This is a genomic window from Rhodanobacter koreensis (assembly GCF_054782855.1).
On sequence record NZ_BAAGRR010000001.1, the window covers coordinates 1,217,122 to 1,235,726 of the forward strand.

The 18,605-nt window shown below is 65.1% G+C and carries 11 protein-coding genes; 2 read left to right on the forward strand and 9 right to left on the reverse strand.

The window, feature by feature from the left end:
- Window positions 1-96 precede the first annotated feature (96 nt).
- Window positions 97-10,362 carry an autotransporter-associated beta strand repeat-containing protein gene (locus ACYVKM_RS05100; RefSeq protein WP_460876285.1) on the forward strand — a complete coding sequence of 3,422 codons (10,266 nt, stop codon included), beginning with the start codon at window positions 97-99 and terminating at the stop codon, window positions 10,360-10,362.
- 242 nt (window positions 10,363-10,604) lie between these two features.
- Here the strand turns inward: ACYVKM_RS05100 and rbsK are convergent, their stop codons facing one another.
- Complete coding sequence (gene rbsK, locus ACYVKM_RS05105; protein ID WP_460876287.1) at window positions 10,605-11,501, reverse strand: ribokinase; 897 nt, start codon at window positions 11,499-11,501, stop codon at window positions 10,605-10,607.
- Window positions 11,502-11,619: 118 nt separating this feature from the next.
- Window positions 11,620-12,060: a hypothetical protein gene (locus tag ACYVKM_RS05110; RefSeq protein WP_460876289.1), complete on the reverse strand. Its 441-nt coding sequence runs from the start codon at window positions 12,058-12,060 to the stop codon at window positions 11,620-11,622.
- A gap of 198 nt (window positions 12,061-12,258) precedes the next feature.
- Here ACYVKM_RS05110 and ACYVKM_RS05115 point away from each other — a divergent pair, with 198 nt between their 5' ends.
- Window positions 12,259-12,948: a glutathione S-transferase N-terminal domain-containing protein gene (locus ACYVKM_RS05115; RefSeq protein ID WP_460876290.1), complete on the forward strand. Its 690-nt coding sequence runs from the start codon at window positions 12,259-12,261 to the stop codon at window positions 12,946-12,948.
- A 37-nt stretch (window positions 12,949-12,985) separates the two neighbouring features.
- On the opposite strand, the gene ACYVKM_RS05120 is transcribed toward ACYVKM_RS05115, so the two are convergent.
- From ACYVKM_RS05120 to dapF, 7 genes are all read right to left on the reverse strand, one after another.
- Window positions 12,986-13,612, reverse strand: coding sequence for a hypothetical protein (locus ACYVKM_RS05120; protein ID WP_460876291.1), 627 nt, complete (start codon window positions 13,610-13,612; stop codon window positions 12,986-12,988).
- Between the two features lie 27 nt (window positions 13,613-13,639).
- Window positions 13,640-14,980 carry an ATP-dependent protease ATPase subunit HslU gene (gene hslU / locus ACYVKM_RS05125; RefSeq protein WP_460876292.1) on the reverse strand — a complete coding sequence of 447 codons (1,341 nt, stop codon included), beginning with the start codon at window positions 14,978-14,980 and terminating at the stop codon, window positions 13,640-13,642.
- Between the two features lie 135 nt (window positions 14,981-15,115).
- Complete coding sequence (hslV, locus tag ACYVKM_RS05130; RefSeq protein WP_460876294.1) at window positions 15,116-15,652, reverse strand: ATP-dependent protease subunit HslV; 537 nt, start codon at window positions 15,650-15,652, stop codon at window positions 15,116-15,118.
- Between the two features lie 77 nt (window positions 15,653-15,729).
- A complete protein-coding gene (locus ACYVKM_RS05135; RefSeq protein ID WP_460876295.1) occupies window positions 15,730-16,062 on the reverse strand; it encodes a GlpM family protein in 333 nt (110 codons plus the stop codon).
- Between the two features lie 22 nt (window positions 16,063-16,084).
- A complete protein-coding gene (xerC, locus tag ACYVKM_RS05140; protein ID WP_460876297.1) occupies window positions 16,085-16,969 on the reverse strand; it encodes a tyrosine recombinase XerC in 885 nt (294 codons plus the stop codon).
- 6 nt (window positions 16,970-16,975) lie between these two features.
- Entirely contained in the window at window positions 16,976-17,662 is a 687-nt protein-coding gene (locus ACYVKM_RS05145; RefSeq protein WP_460876298.1) for a DUF484 family protein, read from the reverse strand.
- Window positions 17,663-17,755: 93 nt separating this feature from the next.
- Window positions 17,756-18,604 (reverse strand): diaminopimelate epimerase, encoded by an 849-nt coding sequence (gene dapF, locus ACYVKM_RS05150; protein WP_460876300.1) that lies wholly within the window; start codon window positions 18,602-18,604, stop codon window positions 17,756-17,758.
- Window position 18,605: the final 1 nt, after the last annotated feature.

Genomic DNA, 18,605 nt, shown 5'->3' on the forward strand with positions numbered 1-18,605 from the left:
ACCCACATTTTGTCTTCCATCCGGATCGGGCGTGGCCTGACCGGAGCAGCACCTAATTATCCGAATTCACTCGTTACATCCTTCAGGGGGCACACCATGAATCGCATTTATCGTCTTGTCTGGAATTGTGCGCTTAACGCCGTTCAAGTCGCTTCGGAATTGACGCGCGCATCGAACGGGCACATGGCGACCAGCGCCCCGGCGCGCGCCAACCGGCTGAAGCCGCTGGTATTGGGCTGCGCCTTGGCGCTAGGCCTCACGATATCCTTGCTGCCGTTCGACGCGCACGCGGATGGCGGCAAAGGCGGCGTTTCCGGGCCCGGCATCGGTGTGGGGGGAGCGGGTGGCACGGTCGGCTCGCCGGCGGGTGGTGGAGGTACTTTTGGACCATCAGGCCCCTATCTGCCAGGTGCTGGTGGTGGTGGCGGTGCTGCGTATTTGACCGGCGCACAGGCTGGACAGGGCGCCAGTGGCGGTGCTGGTGGCAATGGTGGTGCAGGTGGTAGTGGCGGTGCGCTGAGTACGACCGTCACAGCGGATACGGTGGAGTCCACCAATATCACTGGTGGTGCGGGTGGTGGCGGCGGTGTGCCGACGAACCCCGTCGGCGGCATTATCGATGGCGGTGGCGGCGGTGGCGGTGGCGGCGGATTCGCCGTGGGTCTAACGGCTGGCAACCTGACGCTCAATGCAGGTTTTTCATTAACTGGTGGCGCGGGCGGAGCGGGAGGGTCGGGCAACACGGGCGCGCCAAATGGTTATGGCGGTGGCGGCGGCGGCGGACAAGGGGGCGGTGGCGCACTGCTTGGCAGTTCAGGGAGCACTTTCACTAACGCCGGTACCACCGTAGGTGGTGCGGGTGGTGCTGGCGGAAAGGGCGGCCCGGATGCGGGGGCCGGTGGTTTCGGTGGCGATGGCGGCGTGGGTGTTCTGTTCAACGGCTCAACCGGCGGTAGTGTTGTCAACACGGGCACCATCCGTGGCGGCGCTGGCGGTGCCGCGGGAGCCGGAGGTTCGTCGGGAGCCATCGCGGGCGTCGCAGGTGCCGGCGGCGTCGGCATTAGCGGCAGCAATCTCAGTGTGATCAATAGCGGCACGATCAGCGGTGGTTTGTCGGGTAACGGCGTTACTCAGGCTGCGGCCATTACCTTTACCGGTGGCACCAATTCGCTGGAACTGCAATCCGGATCGACCATCACTGGCAACGTCGTGGCCGTGGCCGGTGGCAACGATACGCTGGCCCTGGGCGGTAGCAGCAGCACGGGTACCACGTTCAATGTCGCGAACATCGGCGGCCAGTACCTCAATTTCAGGAATTTCCTCAAGAGCGGCACCGGCACCTGGACCTTGACCGGCACCACGACGGCAGTGACGCCGTGGACGATCAGCGGCGGTACGCTGTCGGTGTCCTCCGACGCCAGCCTCGGCGCCACCAGCGGCGGCCTTGCGTTCAACGGCGGCACGCTGCAATTCGGCAGCAGCTTCAATCTCGCCAGCACGCGTGCGATCACGCTCGATGTCGGCGGCGGTACCATCGACACCAACAGCTATGCCACGACGATCTCGCAGGCGATCACCGGCAGCGGCGGCATGACCGTGACAGACAGCGCCGGCGGCGGCGCGCTGACGCTCACCGGCGCCAACACCTACACCGGCAACACCTCCATCAACGGCGGTGGCGCACTGACACTCTCCGGCACGGGCAGCATCGCCAGCTCCAGCGACGTCATCGCCAACGGTACGTTCGACATCAGCAATACGACTAACGGCGCGTCCATCGTGTCGCTGGACGGCAGCGGCAATGTCAATCTGGGCGCGCAGTCATTGTCGTTGACCAACGCCACCGGCAATTTCGGTGGCGTTATCAGCGGTAGCGGAAGTCTCAGCGTGGCCGGTCGCTCCGAATACCTGGTGGGAAACAACACCTATACCGGCGGTACGGCGATCGGTAATGGTACTGAGCTGTTTATCGGCGCCCAGGGTACGACCGGTTCGATTGTCGGTGACGTAACCGACAACGGTATGCTGCTTTTCAACCGCACGGATGCCCTGACGTACGATGGCGTGATCAGCGGCACCGGTCAGGTCTATCAGTATTCCTCCGGTATCCTCACGTTGACGGGTGCCAGCACGTACACCGGGTCGACAGTGATCTACGGCGGCAGTTTGGCGCTGAGCGGCAATGGTGGCATTGCCAACTCCGACCGCGTCTACGATTACGGCACGTTCGACATCAGCAACACGACCAACGGCGCATCGATCAACTCTCTGTTTGGCACCGGCAACGTCAATCTCGGTGCACAGACGCTGACATTGACCAACGCACACGATGAGTTTGACGGTGTCATCGGCGGCGGCGGCGGCCTCACGGTGGCGGCGGGCAGCGAGACGCTGACCGGTGCCAACAGCTATACCGGCATCACCACCATCAACGGCGGCACGCTGGCGATCACCAGTGGCGGTAGCGTGGCCAGCACCGCGAATGTCATCGACAACGGCGCGTTGATCGTGGACGGCACCGGTTCGAGCATCACCTCGACCATCGGCGGCACACCGTTCCAGGTGGGCAGCAACGGCACCGGTAACCTGACGGCAAGCAATGGCGCGTCAGTCAATAGCGCGGGTGAACTCAACATCGGCCAGAACGCCGGTGATACCGGCATGGTGACTGTCACCAGTGGTGCTCAGGTGACCGCGGGGGCGAGCATCAATGTCGGTAAATACGGCAGCGGTACGCTGACGGTCTCCGATGGCGGTTCGGTCGACAGCAGCTTCCTCTCAATCGCCGACCAGTCCGGTTCGACCGGCACGATGATCGTGACGGATGCCGGTTCATCGGTGACAGTTGCGCCGGGCGGCCAGATCGTGGTCGGCAACCATGGCGGCAACGGCATGCTGACCATCGCCGACGGTGCTTCGGTGACCGGCGACAGCGTGCTGATTGCGGCGGATGCGGGCTCGACCGGTATGCTGAACATTGGTGCGGCCGCAGGCAGTGCCGCGACAGCGGCGGGCACGCTGGATACGAGTACCGTCACGTTTGGCGCGGGTACCGGTTCCCTGGTGTTCAACCACACCGATACCGGCTACACCTTCGATCCGACGATCAGCGGCAACGGTGCAGTCAATGTGCTGGCCGGCACGACCATTCTTACCGCAGACAACACCTACAGCGGTGCTACCACGATCAGCGGCGGCACGCTGGCGTTGAGCGGCACGGGCAGCATTGCCAATTCCAGCGGCGTGATCGACAACGGCACGTTCGACATCTCGGGTGTCACGGCCGGCTCCAGCAGCGGACCGGCCGATGTGGTGGTGGGAAGCCTTTCGGGCAACGGCACGGTTCTCAACGGAACGAATGCGCTGATCGTTGGCAGCAACAATGCCAACACCAGCTTTTCGGGAACCATCATCAATACGGGTGACGGCTGGGATGCTGCTTACGGTACCTTCTCGAAAGTCGGCAGCGGCACGTTGACCATCGACGGCGCGACGATTGAACATGGCGAGTCCTACATCATGGACGGAACGCTCGCACAAACGTCCGGCAACTCCGCGATTGACTATCTCTCGGTCGGAACGGGCACGGCGGGTAGCGCGCCGAATATTGGTGCGCTCACGGTCAGTGGCGGCACGATCACCTTTGGAACGGGCCTGCAGGTGGGTGATTGGGGTGGCACCGGTACGGTGACGCAAACCGGTGGCACGGTCGTTGTCAATGATGGTTGCGGCAACCTCGCGCATTGCGCGTCGCTCAACATCGGCAACCAGGGTGGCACGGGAAGCTACAACATTTCCGGCGGCACCTTGGCGTTTAGTAACGGCTTCTTCGATATCGGGCGCAATGCCAGCACCAATCCCGCGAGCCATGGCGAGCTCGCCATAAGCGGTGCTGCAACGGTGAGCGTCGGCAATAGCGGCGCGATGATCATCGGCGACTGGCTGTCCATGGGCACATCGGGCGCGGCGGCCGGCACCGGCGTGGTCAACCAGACGGGAGGCACGCTTGCCGTCGATGGCACGTCGCGGCTCTATCTTGCCGGCAGCGGCGATGGTACCTACAACCTCGCCGGGGGCATGCTTCAAATCGGCGGCAACTCGCTGCTCGGTGACTACAACAATCTTGGCGGCCATTACACCTTCAATCTGGGTGGCGGTTCGATCCAGGTGGTTGGTTCGGCGTTGAACACCAGCGTGAATGCCAATCTGGCAAGCGGGACTGCCTCGACCATCGATACGAACGGTATCGGTGCCACATGGAACGGCGTGCTGTCTGGCCAGGGTGCGTTGGCCAAGAGCGGCGCTGGAACGCTCACGCTGACCGGTGACAATACCTACGCGGGTGGCACGACGATCAACGGCGGCACGCTGGCGTTGAGCGGCACGGGCAGCATTGCCGGTTCCAGCGATGTGATCGACAACGGCACGTTTGATATCAGCAACACGTCAAACGGTGCGTCGATCGCGTCACTGGGTGGCAGCGGCAATGTCACCCTCGGGACGCAATCGTTGTCGCTGACCAATGCCAACGATACTTTCAACGGTGTGATAGCAGGTAGCGGAGGACTGGTTGTTGCAGCCGGTCAGGAGGTGCTTGATGGCGTCAACACCTATATCGGTGCGACGACCGTCCAGGGCGGCACGCTGCTGATCGGTGACAGCGCCAATCCAGGTGCGTCGATTGCCGGTGATGCCAATGTCGACAATGGCGCAACACTTGGCGGCTATGGCTCGATAGGCGGCAACGTGGATGTCGCCAACGGCGCGCATCTTGCCCCGGGCGTTGCCGGCAGCATCGGCACGCTGACGGTAAACGGCAACCTGACGGTGGCGCAGGGCGGCATGCTCGATTACGAGTTCGGCGCCCCGGGTGCGGGGTCTGGTGTGGCCGGCACCGGCGATCTGGTCAATGTCGGCGGCAACCTGACACTCAATGGCGCGACGCTCAACGTCAACGCCGATCCTGGCTTCGGGCAGGGCCTGTACCGGCTGTTCAACTACAGCGGCACGCTGACCGAAACCAACGGCGGCATCACGTTCGGCAGTGTCCCGGCTGGCGACACGCTGGCGATCCAGACGCTGACGACGGACAAGCAGATCAATCTGGTCAACACCGGCGGCCAAACCCTCAACCTCTGGAACGGCAACGGTCTGGCCTCGGCCACGCAGATGGGCGGCGGTACGGGTACGTGGTCGGCCACTTCGTCAAACTGGACTGACGTCAATGGCGACGTGTCGGCAACGATGAGCCCGCAGCCGGGCTTCGCGATCTTCGGTGGTGCCGCAGGCACGGTCAGCGTGGATGGCAGCGCCGGTGCGGTATCCGCTACCGGCCTGCAATTCATGACCGATGGCTACGCCATGAACGGCGATGCGCTGACCCTGGTCGCCGATGCCAACGGCAATGCACCGGTCATCCGCGTGGGTGATGGCAGCACGGCTGGTGCGAGCGATGTCGCCACGATCGACAATGTGCTGCAGGGCACCGACGGTCTGGTCAAGAGCGACTACGGCACCCTGGTACTGACCGGCGCCAACACCTATACCGGTGGAACCATGATCGAGGGCGGTACGCTCTCGGTGGCCAGCGATGCCAACCTGGGCGACGTCAGCGGTGGTCTGACTCTGGACGGCGGCACGCTGGAGAACACCAGCAGCTTCACCTCGGCCCGGGCGATCACCCTGGACGGCGCCGGCGGCACGTTCAATACCGATGCGGGCACCACGCTGACGCTGAATGGCACGCTCAATGACACCGCTGGCCTGACCAAAACGGGCAACGGCACATTGATTCTTGGTGGTCAGGGCACGAGCAACACGCCGTGGTCGGTCAGCGCTGGCGAACTGGATCTGGACGGCAACGGCAGCAGCTTCAACGGCGGTATCTCGCTGGCCAGCGGAACCACGCTGCTGGTAGGCGGCGCGGGTGCCGGCGTCAGCGTGACGGGTGCTGGCGGTGTGTCTGGTTCCAACGGCGGCACCTTCGCGACCAACGGTTCGGGTTCCAAATACTTCAAGGGTGGTGCTGGCGGCAACGGCAGTGTCGGCGGTGCCGGTATCAGCGGCAGCGGCTTTGCGCTGACCAACAACAGCAATATCAGCGGGGGTTCCGGCGGCGCCGGTGGCCAGGGCAAATATGCCAATGGGTTCAGCGGCAGCGGTGGCGCGGGAGCAGCCGGTGGTGCGGGCGTGAGTGGCTCGGGCTTCAGCTTGACCAACACGGCCTTTATCGGTGGTGGTACCGGCGGCTACGGCGGCCGTGGCGGCAACGGGGTCGCAAACGCGGGCCAGGGAGCGGCTGGCAACGGCTACAACGGTGGCGCGGGCGGCGCGGGCAATGACGGCGTCACGGGTACCGGTTTCACCTTGAGCAATGCGGGTGCCATTGTCGGTGGCTACGGCGGCCACGGCGGCCAGGGTGGTTACGGCGCCCAGGGTACGGTCGATGCGAGTCAGGCCGGTGGCAACGGCGGTGTCGGCGGCCATGGCGGCAACGGCGGCGTCGGCGTGAGCGGTACCCAGTTCAGTCTGGACAACAGCGGTCTCGTTCTTGGCGGCGCCGGTGGTTCGGCAGGCACCGCGGGCCCGGCGGGCAGCGGCAGCTACTCCAGCGGCAGCGCGGTGCCTGGCAACGGCGGCACGGGCGGCGTGGCCGGTGTGGGCGGTGCCGGCGGTGCCGGCGTGGCGGGCAGCTACTTCAACGTGACGAACGAAACGGCCAGCATCATTGCCGGCGGCCAAGGTGGCTACGGTGGCTACAGCCGCCGTGGCGGCCGTGGCGGCTCCACGGCGGGTGGCGGCGCGATCGGCAGCTATGGCGCAGGTGGTATCGCGAGCGTGGCGGGTGTCGGCGGTGCGGGCATCAGCGGCGATCACTTCGGGGTCGTCAATAATGGCGCGATCAGCGGCGGCTACGGCGGCTTTGGCGGCGAGCCCGGCGACAATGCCACGACTGCCGCGGCGATGGCCGGCGGTGCCGGTGGCGCCGGCGGTGCCGGCATCAGCGGCAGCAATGCCGACGTCACCAACAGTGCCACCGGTACCATCACCGGTGGTCAGGGTGGCACGGGTGGCTACGGCAGCTACAGCAACGCCACCGGAGCCACGTCCGGTGCGGGCGGCGCCGGCGGTGTCGGCGGTGCGGGTATCAGCGGCACCCAATTGCTGATCGGCAATGCGGGCGCCGTCAGCGGTGGCACGGGCGGTCGCGGCCACTACGGCGCTAGCGACTCCAATGATTCCGACGCGATGTCGGCCGGTGGTGCGGCTGGCGCGGGCGGCATCGGCGGTGCCGGTATCACGGGCTCATCCTTCAGCGTGACCAACACCGGCACGATTACGGGCGGCGTCGGTGGCGCTGGCGCCGTGGGCAACACGGGTCCCGCGGCGAGCGGGAGCGGTGCCAACGGCAATGGCGGCAATGGTGGCATCGGCGGTGCCGGCGGTGCCGGCATCGGCGGCGCATCATTCACCGTGATCAACAGCGGCAGCATCGTGGGCGGTGCCGGTGGCATGGGCGGCACCGGTGGTGCGGGTGGCAGCAATGGCACGGCGCCCGGCGGCAGTGCCGGCATGGACGGTGCGGGTGGTGCCGGTGGCGTGGGCGTGGTGTCGACAGGCAACTCGATCGTCATCAACAGCGGCAGCATTGCCGGTGGCCTGGGTGCGGACGGCACGCAAGCCGATGCGGTCGACTTCAGCGGCGGCAACAACATGCTGGAGATCGAGGCGGGCTATACCTTCACCGGCAAGGTGGTCAGCACCAGCGGCACGACGCAGGGAGGCGACATGCTGGCACTGGGTGGCGCCACCAATGCCAGCTTCGATCTGGGTCAGGTCGGCGCGGTCGGAAGCGCGGCTTCGTTCCAGGGCTTTGCGAACTTCGCCAAGGCGGGCAGCAGCACATGGACGCTGACCGGTACCGGCAACGCCAGCGAAGCATGGACCATTGCCGACGGCACCCTCGTCGGCAACACGGCCAGCCTGGTGGGCAATGTGGCCTTTGCGCCGGGTGCGGGTGACACCGCGGTGGTGGAGTTCGCTCAGACGCAGAATGGCACCTACGCCGGCGCGCTGTCGGGTGACGGCACGCTGCTGAAAGTGGGCAATGGAATGCTGACGCTGACCGGTACGAACACCCATACCGGCGGCACGACGATCAGTGCCGGCACGTTGCAGCTCGGCAATGGCGGAACCAGTGGTTCGATCAGCGGCGACGTGACGGACAACGGTACGCTGGCGTTTGATCGCAGCGATGCGTCCAGTTTCGGGGGCACCATCAGCGGCACCGGCAGCGTCGTGCAGTCGGGCAGTGGCACCCTGGCGCTGACCGGTACGAATACCTATACCGGCGGCACGACGATCAGTGCCGGCACGTTGCAGCTCGGCAGTGGCGGAACCAGTGGTTCGATCAGCGGCGACGTGACGGACAACGGTACGCTGGCGTTTGATCACAGCGATGCGTCCAGTTTCGCCGGCACCATCAGCGGCACCGGCAGCGTCGTGCAGTCGGGCAGTGGCATCCTGGCGCTGACCGGCACGAACACCTATACCGGCGGCACGACGATCAGTGCCGGCACGCTGGTGCTGGGCAATGCGTCGGCGATCGGCAGCGGTACGCTGGCAATGGCGCAGGGCACCACGCTGGACTTCACCAGCGGCTTCACGCTGGCCAATGCGATCACGCTGTCGGGTGATCCGACGGTCAACGTCAACGCGGGCCTGACCACCACGCTCAGCGGTGGCATCAGCGATGGCACGCAGGCCGGCGATCTGGTCAAGACCGGCACCGGCACCCTGGTCCTGACCGGCACGGACACCTATACCGGCAGTACCGAAGTGGCGGCCGGCACGCTGAATGTCCAGGGCAGTCTGGTCAGTAGCGTCACTGTGGACAACGGCTCCGAGCTGCTCGCTACGGGCAGCATAGGTGGCTTGACGCTCGCCAGCGGCGCCACGGTGTCGCCGGGTGGCAATGGCATCGGCACGCTGATGGTAAACGGCAACGCGAGCCTGGCGGCGGGTTCGACGTATCAGCTCGATGCGACCGACACCGGCAGCAGCGATCTGATCCATGCGACCGGCACGGCGACGCTTGGCGGCGGTTCGGTTGTCTCGATGGAGGCGGGCAGCAACTGGAGTGTGTCGACCAAGTACACGATCCTCACCGCCGACGGCGGAATCAGTGGCACCTTCGGCACCGCGACGTCGAACTTTGCGTTCCTGACGCCGACGCTGAGCTATGACGCCAAGGATGCGTACCTGACGCTGACACGCAACGCCACCAGCTTTGCCTCGGTCGGTGTGACGCCCAATGAGATCCACACGGCAACGGCCGTCGAATCGAGTTCGTCCGGCACGGTCTACAACGCGATCCTTCCGCTGGCGTCGGCGCAGGCGCGGGCCGCCTTCAACGAACTGGCCGGCGACAGCCTCGCCAGCACGCGCACGGCGATCGTCGATGACAGTCACTATGTACGTGATGCCATCAGCGACCACCTGCAAGGCGTGCAGGGCGCGAACGAGATCGGTCAGCAGGCCGATGCACAAGGCAGCGTGTGGGCCAGTACCTGGGGCCATGGCGGCAACCACGACAGCGACGGCAATGCGTCAAGCCAGGGCAGCAACGGCAGCGGCCTGCTGGTGGGCACCGATAAAACCCTTGGCGCATGGCGCGTGGGCGCGGTGGCCGGTGCGGGTGAACTGTCCAACAGCAGCACCGGCAACAATGCGGCCGATGCGCACAGCACCAGCACCGTGCTGGGTCTGTACACCGGTGCGGATCTGGGGGCGTGGCAGTTCCAGGGTGGTGCGGCACACAGCTGGTACAAGACCAGCAGCCATCGCTACTTCGACGTACCAGGCCTGGGCAGCCTCGCCGCCGCCAAGTACGACAACGGTGTCACGCAAGCCTATGTCGATGGCGGCTACAAGTTCAGCTTTGCCACGGGCAGCCTGACCCCGTTCGCCAACCTGGCACGCGTATGGCTTCATCAGGATGCCATCAGCGAAGGCGGCGTGGCCGGGTTGGATGTGCAGGCCAACGACAGCAGCGTGAATTACGGCACGGTGGGTCTGCGCGCGGCGTGGGCACCGAATGCCTGGACGCAGTGGTATGCGAGCGTGGGTTACCAGCACGCCTGGGGTGATCTGGCCTCGGTCGACCAGCAGCGTTTTGCCAACGACGGCACCGGCAGCTTCTCCGTTGCCGGCCTGCCGGTGGCGGCGAATGCCGGCATCGTCGACTTCGGCATCCGCTTCCCACTGGGCAAGAACGTCACGTTCGATGCGAGCTACCACGGCCAGTTCGCCAGTCAGGCCAAGGACCAGGGTGCACGGATGGTGCTGAACGTCAGTTTCTGACACCGGCCGCCCCGCTCCGATTCTTGTCGGAGCGGGGCGCAGGATCACACTGGTCAAGCGTAAGGATGCACACGCGGCATCAGCAGTTTTCAGAGCGCCCGATGGGCGCTCTTTTTTAATCCGTCGTCGGTGCCGGCCACGCAATCGGCACAGGCAGATCGCGGGTGTTCATCATGGCCCGATGGGTGGCCACCGGCTTCGCGTTTGTCGGCCTGCGTGCGTTTCTCGCATCAGCAAGGTAATCAGCTGGCCTGCTGGGCGAGCAACGTCTCGATTTCACGCAAGCCGGGCATGCCGCCCTGCGCACCGAGTTTGCCAACCGACAGGGCGGCGGCGGCGCAGGCTTTGCGCACGGCCTGTGACAGACCTTCATGCAGGAAGACGGCGAGTGCGGCGTTGAAGGTGTCACCGGCGCCGGTGCTGTCGACCGCCTCGACGTCGAAGCCATGCTGGTGGATCGGCTCGCCCTGTTCGCGATACCACGCACCTTCGGCGCCGCGGGTGAGCACGACGGGACACGGCGTGCGCTGCATCAGCTTGCGGAAATCCTCTTCGGGATCGAGGCCTAGCAGGATGGCCAGCTCGTGCTGGTTCGGCGTGACGTAGCGGGCGAGTTTCAACCATTCGGTCGGCAGCTTCTGCGCGGGCGCGGGATTCAAGATCACGGGTACATCGAGCCGCTGGCCGAGTCGCAGGGTCGCTTCCACCGTTTCCAGCGGAATCTCCATTTGCACCAGTACGGCATCGGCGCGGGCGATCACGGCTTGTGCCCGCTCGACCTGTGCGGGCATGACGCGCGCGTTGGCGGCAGGTACCACGATGATCTGGTTCTCGCCGTCGGCGACGGTGATCGAGGCGGTGCCGCTGGCTGCATCATCAAGTCGGCGCACGTGCTCGAGCGCGATGCCCTCCGAGGCGAGGCCGTCATACAGCTGGTCGCCGAACGTGTCCTGGCCGAGCGCGCCGACCAGGGCGACCTCGGCACCGAGTCGTGCTGCAGCCACCGCCTGGTTCGCGCCCTTGCCGCCCGGCACGGTGAGAAAGCGTTCGCCCAGGATGGTTTCGCCGGGGCCGACGAAGCGCGGCGCCTGGGTGACCAGATCCATATTAATGCTGCCGACGACGACGATACGGGTCATGACATCCCAATCCGATGAATCCCGACAAGGGGACGAGCATAAGCGATTACGTCAGCGCGTAAAGGCGCAGGGCCGGCAGCAAGCCGGCCCTGGGCTGGATGCACCCTGCGGGGCGACCTTACTGATTGCCGGAATCGTCACCCGATGAACTTTTCTTGTTCTGGCGCTGCTGCATGGCCTGTTGCAGCATCTGCTGGTATTGCTGCTTCTGGCTGTCGGTGAGTACAGCCTGCAGCTGGTTGCTGCTGTCCTGCATGATCGTGCGCATCCTGGCGCGGCGATCGCGCGGTGCCAGTGTGGTGTCCGCATGCAACTGCTGCATTTGCTGCTGTCGATTCCGCAGTATCGGTTCGATCCTGGCGGCCTGATCCGGTGTCAGCTGGAGCTTGCGGCTGAGCCGCGCGATCTGGCGTTGCGGGTCAGGCGCGTGGCGCGATGGTGCCGTGGACGTCGAATCGGCGGAAGTGGCAGTGTCCTGAAACGGCTGCGCCATGACGACACTAGTGCCGGCGATAGCCAGGGCGAAGCCGAGCAAGCCAAGACGACGAATGGGTTTCATCGCGGAATCTCCAGAAAAAGTGGGCAACAAGGCATGCAACGCGAGATGGGAGTGGGCGTTGACGAAAGTTGTGCGATTTCCTCGCCAGGCCATGTGCCGGCGTGGCCAGATCCGGAGCGAGATCCGGCAGTCGCAGCTTGAAACAGGAGCTGTCGCCCTGATCCTCTTGTTGTTGACGCCCACGCCGAGGAGATGGCGATGATCGAACTGCATTACTGGCCGACCCCGAATGGCCACAAGATCACCATGTTCCTCGAGGAAGCTGGCCTGCCTTACGAGATCAGGCCGGTGAACATCGGCAAGGGCGATCAGTTCAAGCCGGAGTATCTGAGGATTTCGCCGAACAACAAGATGCCGGCGCTGGTCGATATCGATCCGCCCGGTGGCGGCGTGCCGCTGGGCATTTTCGAGTCGGGTGCGATTCTGCAGTACCTGGCGGAGAAGACCGGCAGGTTCATGCCTGCGGCGATACGTGAGCGCTATGTCGTCACGGAGTGGCTGTTCTGGCAGGTGGGCGGGCTCGGTCCGATGCTGGGCCAGAACCATCACTTCAACCGCTACGCCGCCGAGAAGATCCCGTATGCGATCGACCGCTACGTCAACGAAACCCACCGCCTGTATGGCGTACTGGATAGACGTCTGGACGGCCGCGCTTTCATCGCAGGCGCCAACTACACGATTGCCGACATGGCCGCTTATCCATGGATCGTGCCGCATGAGGCGCAAGGCATGACGCTGGAGGAGTTTCCCCACCTCAAGAGCTGGTTCGAGCGCATCCGTGAACGTCCGGCGACACAACGTGCCTATGCCGTGGGCGAGACGTTCAAGGAACAGACCGACCTTCGCACGGATGAAGCCGCGCGCAAGATCCTGTTCGGACAAAAATAAGTGGATGTATGGACGGCGCCGACAACCGCCACCCGCATCACTCGATGCGGGTGACCGATTCCTGGCTGCCCGGCTCCAGCGGCGGAGCAGCGCCGGCCACGGCCAGCAATGACTGCGCGTAGCTGTCCTCGATGCTGACGGTGGAGACCTCATCCCAGGAGAAGAACGAAGCTTCACGCATCCACTCCGCATCCGGGCTGAGTTCCTGCATGTGGAAACCATCGTCGTCCACACTGACCAGCCGGCCGATGTAGCAGACCTCGGCTTCGTCCTCGCTGTCCACGTGCACCCCGATCACCGGGGCCTGCGCGCCGGCGGCCTGGATGACCTCGCGGATGTTGTCCAGCGGAAAACCGCGCGGCGGGCGCGGCAGGATGTGTTTCAGCGCCAGCGCCTTCTCGAAGAACACATGGTGCTTGTCCGGCGCCTCCAGTTCGGAGACGTCGCGATGGCGCATTACGTACATGCCGTCGTAGGTGATGCCGTCGCCGACCACCCAGAGCAGGAAAAACTCGCGGCCGACGCCGCCGACGTAACCGCAGAAGCTGCCGTGCTCGAGATCTTCGCGCCACAGGCGGACCAGGGTCTGCTGCTGCTGCGCTTCGCGCAGCTGGGCGCGCTGGCCGGTGGTTTTCAGTTCGATGATGTTGCTCACGGTTCTCATTTTACCAGATCGGTCCCGGCGGCTTGTTTACAGGATGTAGCGGCTCAAGTCTTCGTTCTGGACCAGGCTACCCAGGCTCTTGTCTACATGTTCGGCGTCGATCTTGTAATTTTCGCCGGATTTGTCTGCAGCTTCGTAGGAGATTTTTTCCAGCAGGCGCTCCATCACGGTATGCAGCCGGCGCGCGCCGATGTTCTCGGTGCGCTCGTTCACCTGGAATGCCACCTCGGCCAGCCGGTCGATGCCGGAGTCGGTGAACTCGATCGTCACCCCCTCGGTGCTGAGCAGGGCCACATACTGCTTGGTCAGCGCATTGTGCGGCTCGCGCAGGATGCGCTTGAAGTCGTCCACGCTGAGCGCCGACAACTCGACGCGGATCGGCAACCTGCCCTGCAGCTCCGGAATCAGGTCGGATGGCTTGGCCAGCGAGAACGCGCCGGAGGCGATGAACAACATGTGGTCGGTCTTGATCGGGCCGTACTTGGTCGACACGGTGGAGCCCTCGACCAGCGGCAGCAGGTCGCGCTGCACGCCTTCGCGGCTGACGCCGGCGTGGCCGTGGTCACTGCGCTGGGCCACCTTGTCGATCTCGTCGATGAATACGATGCCGTTTTGCTCGGCCGCCTCCATCGCCTGCGCGCGGACTTCCTCATCGTTGAGCAGCTTGCCTGCTTCCTCGTCGATCAGCAGCGGGCGCGCAAGCTTGATCGCCAGCTTGCGGCTCTGCGTCTTGGCGCCGCCCAGGTTCTGGAACATCTGGCGCAGCTGCGCGCCCATCTCCTCCATGCCGGGCGGTGACATGATCTCGACGCCCACGTTCATGGCGAAATCCAGCTCGATCTCGCGTTCGTCCAGTGTGCCTTCGCGCAGCTGCTTGCGCAGTTTCTGGCGGGTGTCGCTGTCGATCGCCGGGGTGGTCGGCGCGTCGTGGCTCCAGTCGGAAGGCGTCTGCCGGCGCGGCAACAGGGCGTCGAGGATGCGGTCCTCGGCACGGTCCTCGGCCTGCGTGCGCACGCGCTTGACCGCGTGCTCGCGGGTCAGCTTGTAGGCCACGTCGGCGAGGTCGCGGATGATCGATTCGACATCCTTGCCCACGTAGCCGACCTCGGTGAACTTGGTCGCCTCCACCTTCACGAACGGTGCGTTCGCCAGCGTGGCGAGGCGGCGCGCGATCTCGGTCTTGCCCACGCCGGTGGGGCCGATCATCAGGATGTTCTTCGGCGTGATTTCGTTGCGCATCTCGGGCGCCAGCTGCATGCGTCGCCAGCGGCTGCGCAGCGCCACCGCCACGGCGCGCTTGGCGTCGTGCTGGCCGATGATGTAGCGGTCGAGTTCGTTGACGATTTCGCGGGGAGTGAGTTCGGACATGGGATGCACCTGGAAGTGTGGTGTTCTATGGCCCGTCATTCCGGCGAAGGCCGGAATCCAGTGTCGTTGCGGTTGAAGGCGCTGGATCCCAGCCTTCGCTGGGATGACGACGAGGAAAGCCGTAGCGCGTAGCGCCTACAACTCTTCGATCGACACGTTGTGATTGGTGTAGATGCAGATGTCGCCGGCGATCTTCAGCGCCTTCTCGACGATCGTGCGTGCATCCAGTTCGGTGTTTTCAAGCAGCGCCATCGCCGCCGACTGTGCAAACGGGCCGCCGGAACCGATCGCGATCAGTCCATGCTCGGGCTCCACCACGTCGCCATTGCCGGAGATCAGCAGCGATGCTTCCTTGTCGGCTACCGCCAGCATCGCCTCGAGTCGGCCGAAGCGACGGTCGGTACGCCATTCCTTGGCCATTTCCACCGCGGCGCGGGTGAGGTTGTTGTTGTGCTTTTCGAGCTTCTGCTCGAACAGCTCGAACAGCGTGAACGCGTCGGCGGTGGCGCCGGCGAACCCGGCCACCACGTCACCGGCCTTGCCCAGTCGGCGTACCTTGCGGGCGTTGCCTTTCATCACGGTATTGCCCAGCGTGACCTGGCCGTCGCTGCCGATCACGACGCGGCCTTCGCGGCGTACGCAGACGATGGTGGTGGCGTGGAAGGTTTCCATGAGAACTCCGCAGACGGTGGATGTCGTTCGAGGTGGGGCCGTGCCCATGGGAATCCAAGGCGCCGCGGTGGCCTGGCTCAGCGACGGTTCCACAGCAGCACGGCCGCCGCGGCGAACACGCACCAAACCAGCAGCGCACCGGCCAGCGCAGGCAGCAGGCGCATCCGGTCGATCAGCCAGTACAGTGCGGCCAGATAGGCCACATACGGCGCTACCGCCCACAGACCGAACACGATGGTGGCCTTGAGCTCGGCGGTGCCGCGTTCGCTGCCGACGATGTAATGGGCCATCAGCGCGAAGGTGGGGAACAGCGGCAGCAGGCCGGCTATGTAGTAGTTGCGGGTGCGTGCCAGCAGGCCGATCAGCAACACCATCAGCGCACCGATCACGGACTTGATGAGCAGGTTCATGTGCAGCGTGGTCCGACCGTACTCATTTGCGCCGCGCGCGCGGATGTGCGGCGTCGTACACCTTGGCGAGGTGCTGGAAATCCAGGTGGGTATAGATCTGCGTGGTGGCGATATCGGCATGGCCGAGCAGTTCCTGCACCGCGCGCAGGTCGCCGGAGGATTCCAGCATGTGGCTGGCGAAGGTATGTCGCAGCAGGTGCGGATGGATGTGCTTCGGGATGCCTTGCTGCAGTGCCAAGGTTTTCATGCGCAACTGCACCGTGCGCGGGTTGATCGGCGCGCTGCCGCGACCGCGGAAGACGGCGCTGTCCGCCTGCATGCCCTGCTGCGCGCCAAGCGCGCGCAGCGCGGCGATCGCGTGGCGGCCAACCGGCACGATGCGGGTCTTGCCGCCCTTGCCGAGCACGCGCACTTCGCCGCCGTCGAGATCCAGGTCGATCCAGCGCAGGCCGACCAGTTCGGACAGGCGCAGTCCGCTGGAATAAAACAGCTCCAGCATCGCGCGGTCGCGCGCGGCCAGCTTGCCGCCGCTGTCGGTTTCGACCAGCGCGCCGGCCTCGTCCACGTCGAGCACCTGTGGCAGCTTGCGACGCACCTTGGGGCCGCGCACGCCGAGGAGCGGATCGCTGGCCAGCTGGCCTTCGCGATTGAGCTGGCGGAACAGGCTGCGGCAGGACGACAGCAAGCGTTGAAGGCTTTTCGGCGCGAGGCCGGCGCGATGTTCGCCAGCGATGAAGCTGCGCATCAGGTTCGCATCCAGCGCGTCGAACGAGGCCAGCTGTTGCGCCTGCATGAAACGCAGCAGCTTGACCAGGTCGCGACGGTAACCGGCGACCGTGTGTGGCGAGGCATGTCGCTCGCCGGTCAGGCGGTCGAGCCAGCGGTCGACCTGTTGCTCAGGTGTCATGGTGACTCAGGAGACATCCCGCGCACGCGCCAGGGCGGCGGTGATGGTGGCGGCGATCATTTTCAGGAACAGCGTGCCCATACCCGGCTGGAAGCGATCCGCATCGTGGCTGCCGATGGCCAGGATGCCGGAGTCACCCAGCCGCATCATCGCCACCGAGCGGATCTGTCCGGCGTCGGGGCCGAACAGCCGGGTGAGCTTTTCGCTGGAAAGGCGCCCGGAGACCGGTTCGTTGTTGTGCAGGAATTCGGCAAATTCCGGCAGCTCGTCGGCTCCTCCCGGAATCTGTTGCAGCCATTCGGCGCGTGGCAATTGCGGCTCGTCGCCAAACAGCAGCAGGCGCACTTGCTCGGTGTGGAAATCCGCGCTGAGCTTGGCGACGATGCTGCGCGCGGTGACCTCCATCGTGTTTGCGCGCAGCAATGCCACGGTGAGCGCGTGCACGCGCTCCATCAGCTTCTCGTTCTCGGCGGCTATCTCGATCAGCTCGGCCAGCCGGCGCTCCAGCTCGGTGTTCTTGTCGCGCAGGCTCTGCAACTGATACACCGCCAGCGACGACACCGGGCCCTGCTCGCGCGGCATCGTCAGTTTCGCTGCCAGCTCGGGATATTCGCTGAGAAATTCCGGATGGCGCTTCAGATAGGCGGCGACCACGCGGGCCTGGGTGGCGTCGTCAAGCAGGGTTGCGGTCATGCGCGGGTGTCCTCGAACCGTGGCGGGGCACGTGGGTAGGCGTGCCGTCAGGCTGGAGTGTGCGATGGACGCGGGCGCGCATCAACCGCCGTGTCAGCTCCCGTCCACCGGAATGGTCCATTCACCCTCGAACGCGAACGCGGCCGGCCCGGTCATCCACAGCGCGTGGCCGGGGCCCGCCCAGTCGATCTGCAGTGTGCCGCCGGGCAGCTCGACGGTCACCGAATCGTCAACTTCGCCACGCTGATGCAGCACCGCCATCGCCGCGCAGGCACCCGTGCCGCAGGCCAGCGTCCAGCCCGCGCCGCGCTCGTGCACGCGCAGGCTCAAATGGGTGCGATCGCGTGGTTGCACGAAACCCGCGTTGGCGCCCTGGGCGAAGTGTTCATGTGTGGAAAGCAAGGGGCCAAGTTGTTGCAGCCCGGGATCGGTCAGGTCATGCACGACCACCACGGCATGCGGATTGCCCATCGACACCGCACCGATTTCCAGCATGTCGTCGCCTGCGCGGATGTCGTAGCGATCGACTGCCGCTGCGGCTGCAAACGGAATCCGCACCGGTTCGAAGATCGGCTCGCCCATGTCCACGGTGATCTCGTGTGCACCAAGCAGGCGTACTGTCACCGGGCCGGACGGGCTTTCGATCCTGACGTTGTCGCCGAGCGACAGTGCACCGGCGCGATGCAGCCACGCCGCAACGCAACGCACGCCATTGCCGCACTGGCCCGACGGCGAGCCGTCGGCATTCCAGATGCCGTAATAGAACGCACAGGACGGATCGCGTGCAGCCTCCACGCTCAGCAGCTGGTCGAAACCCACCCCGGTATGCCGGTCACCCAGCGCACGAATCTGCGCGGAATCCAGCGGGAATGCACGCTGCCGACAATCCAGCACGACAAAGTCGTTGCCGATGCCATGCATTTTCGAAAAGCGCAGCTGCATG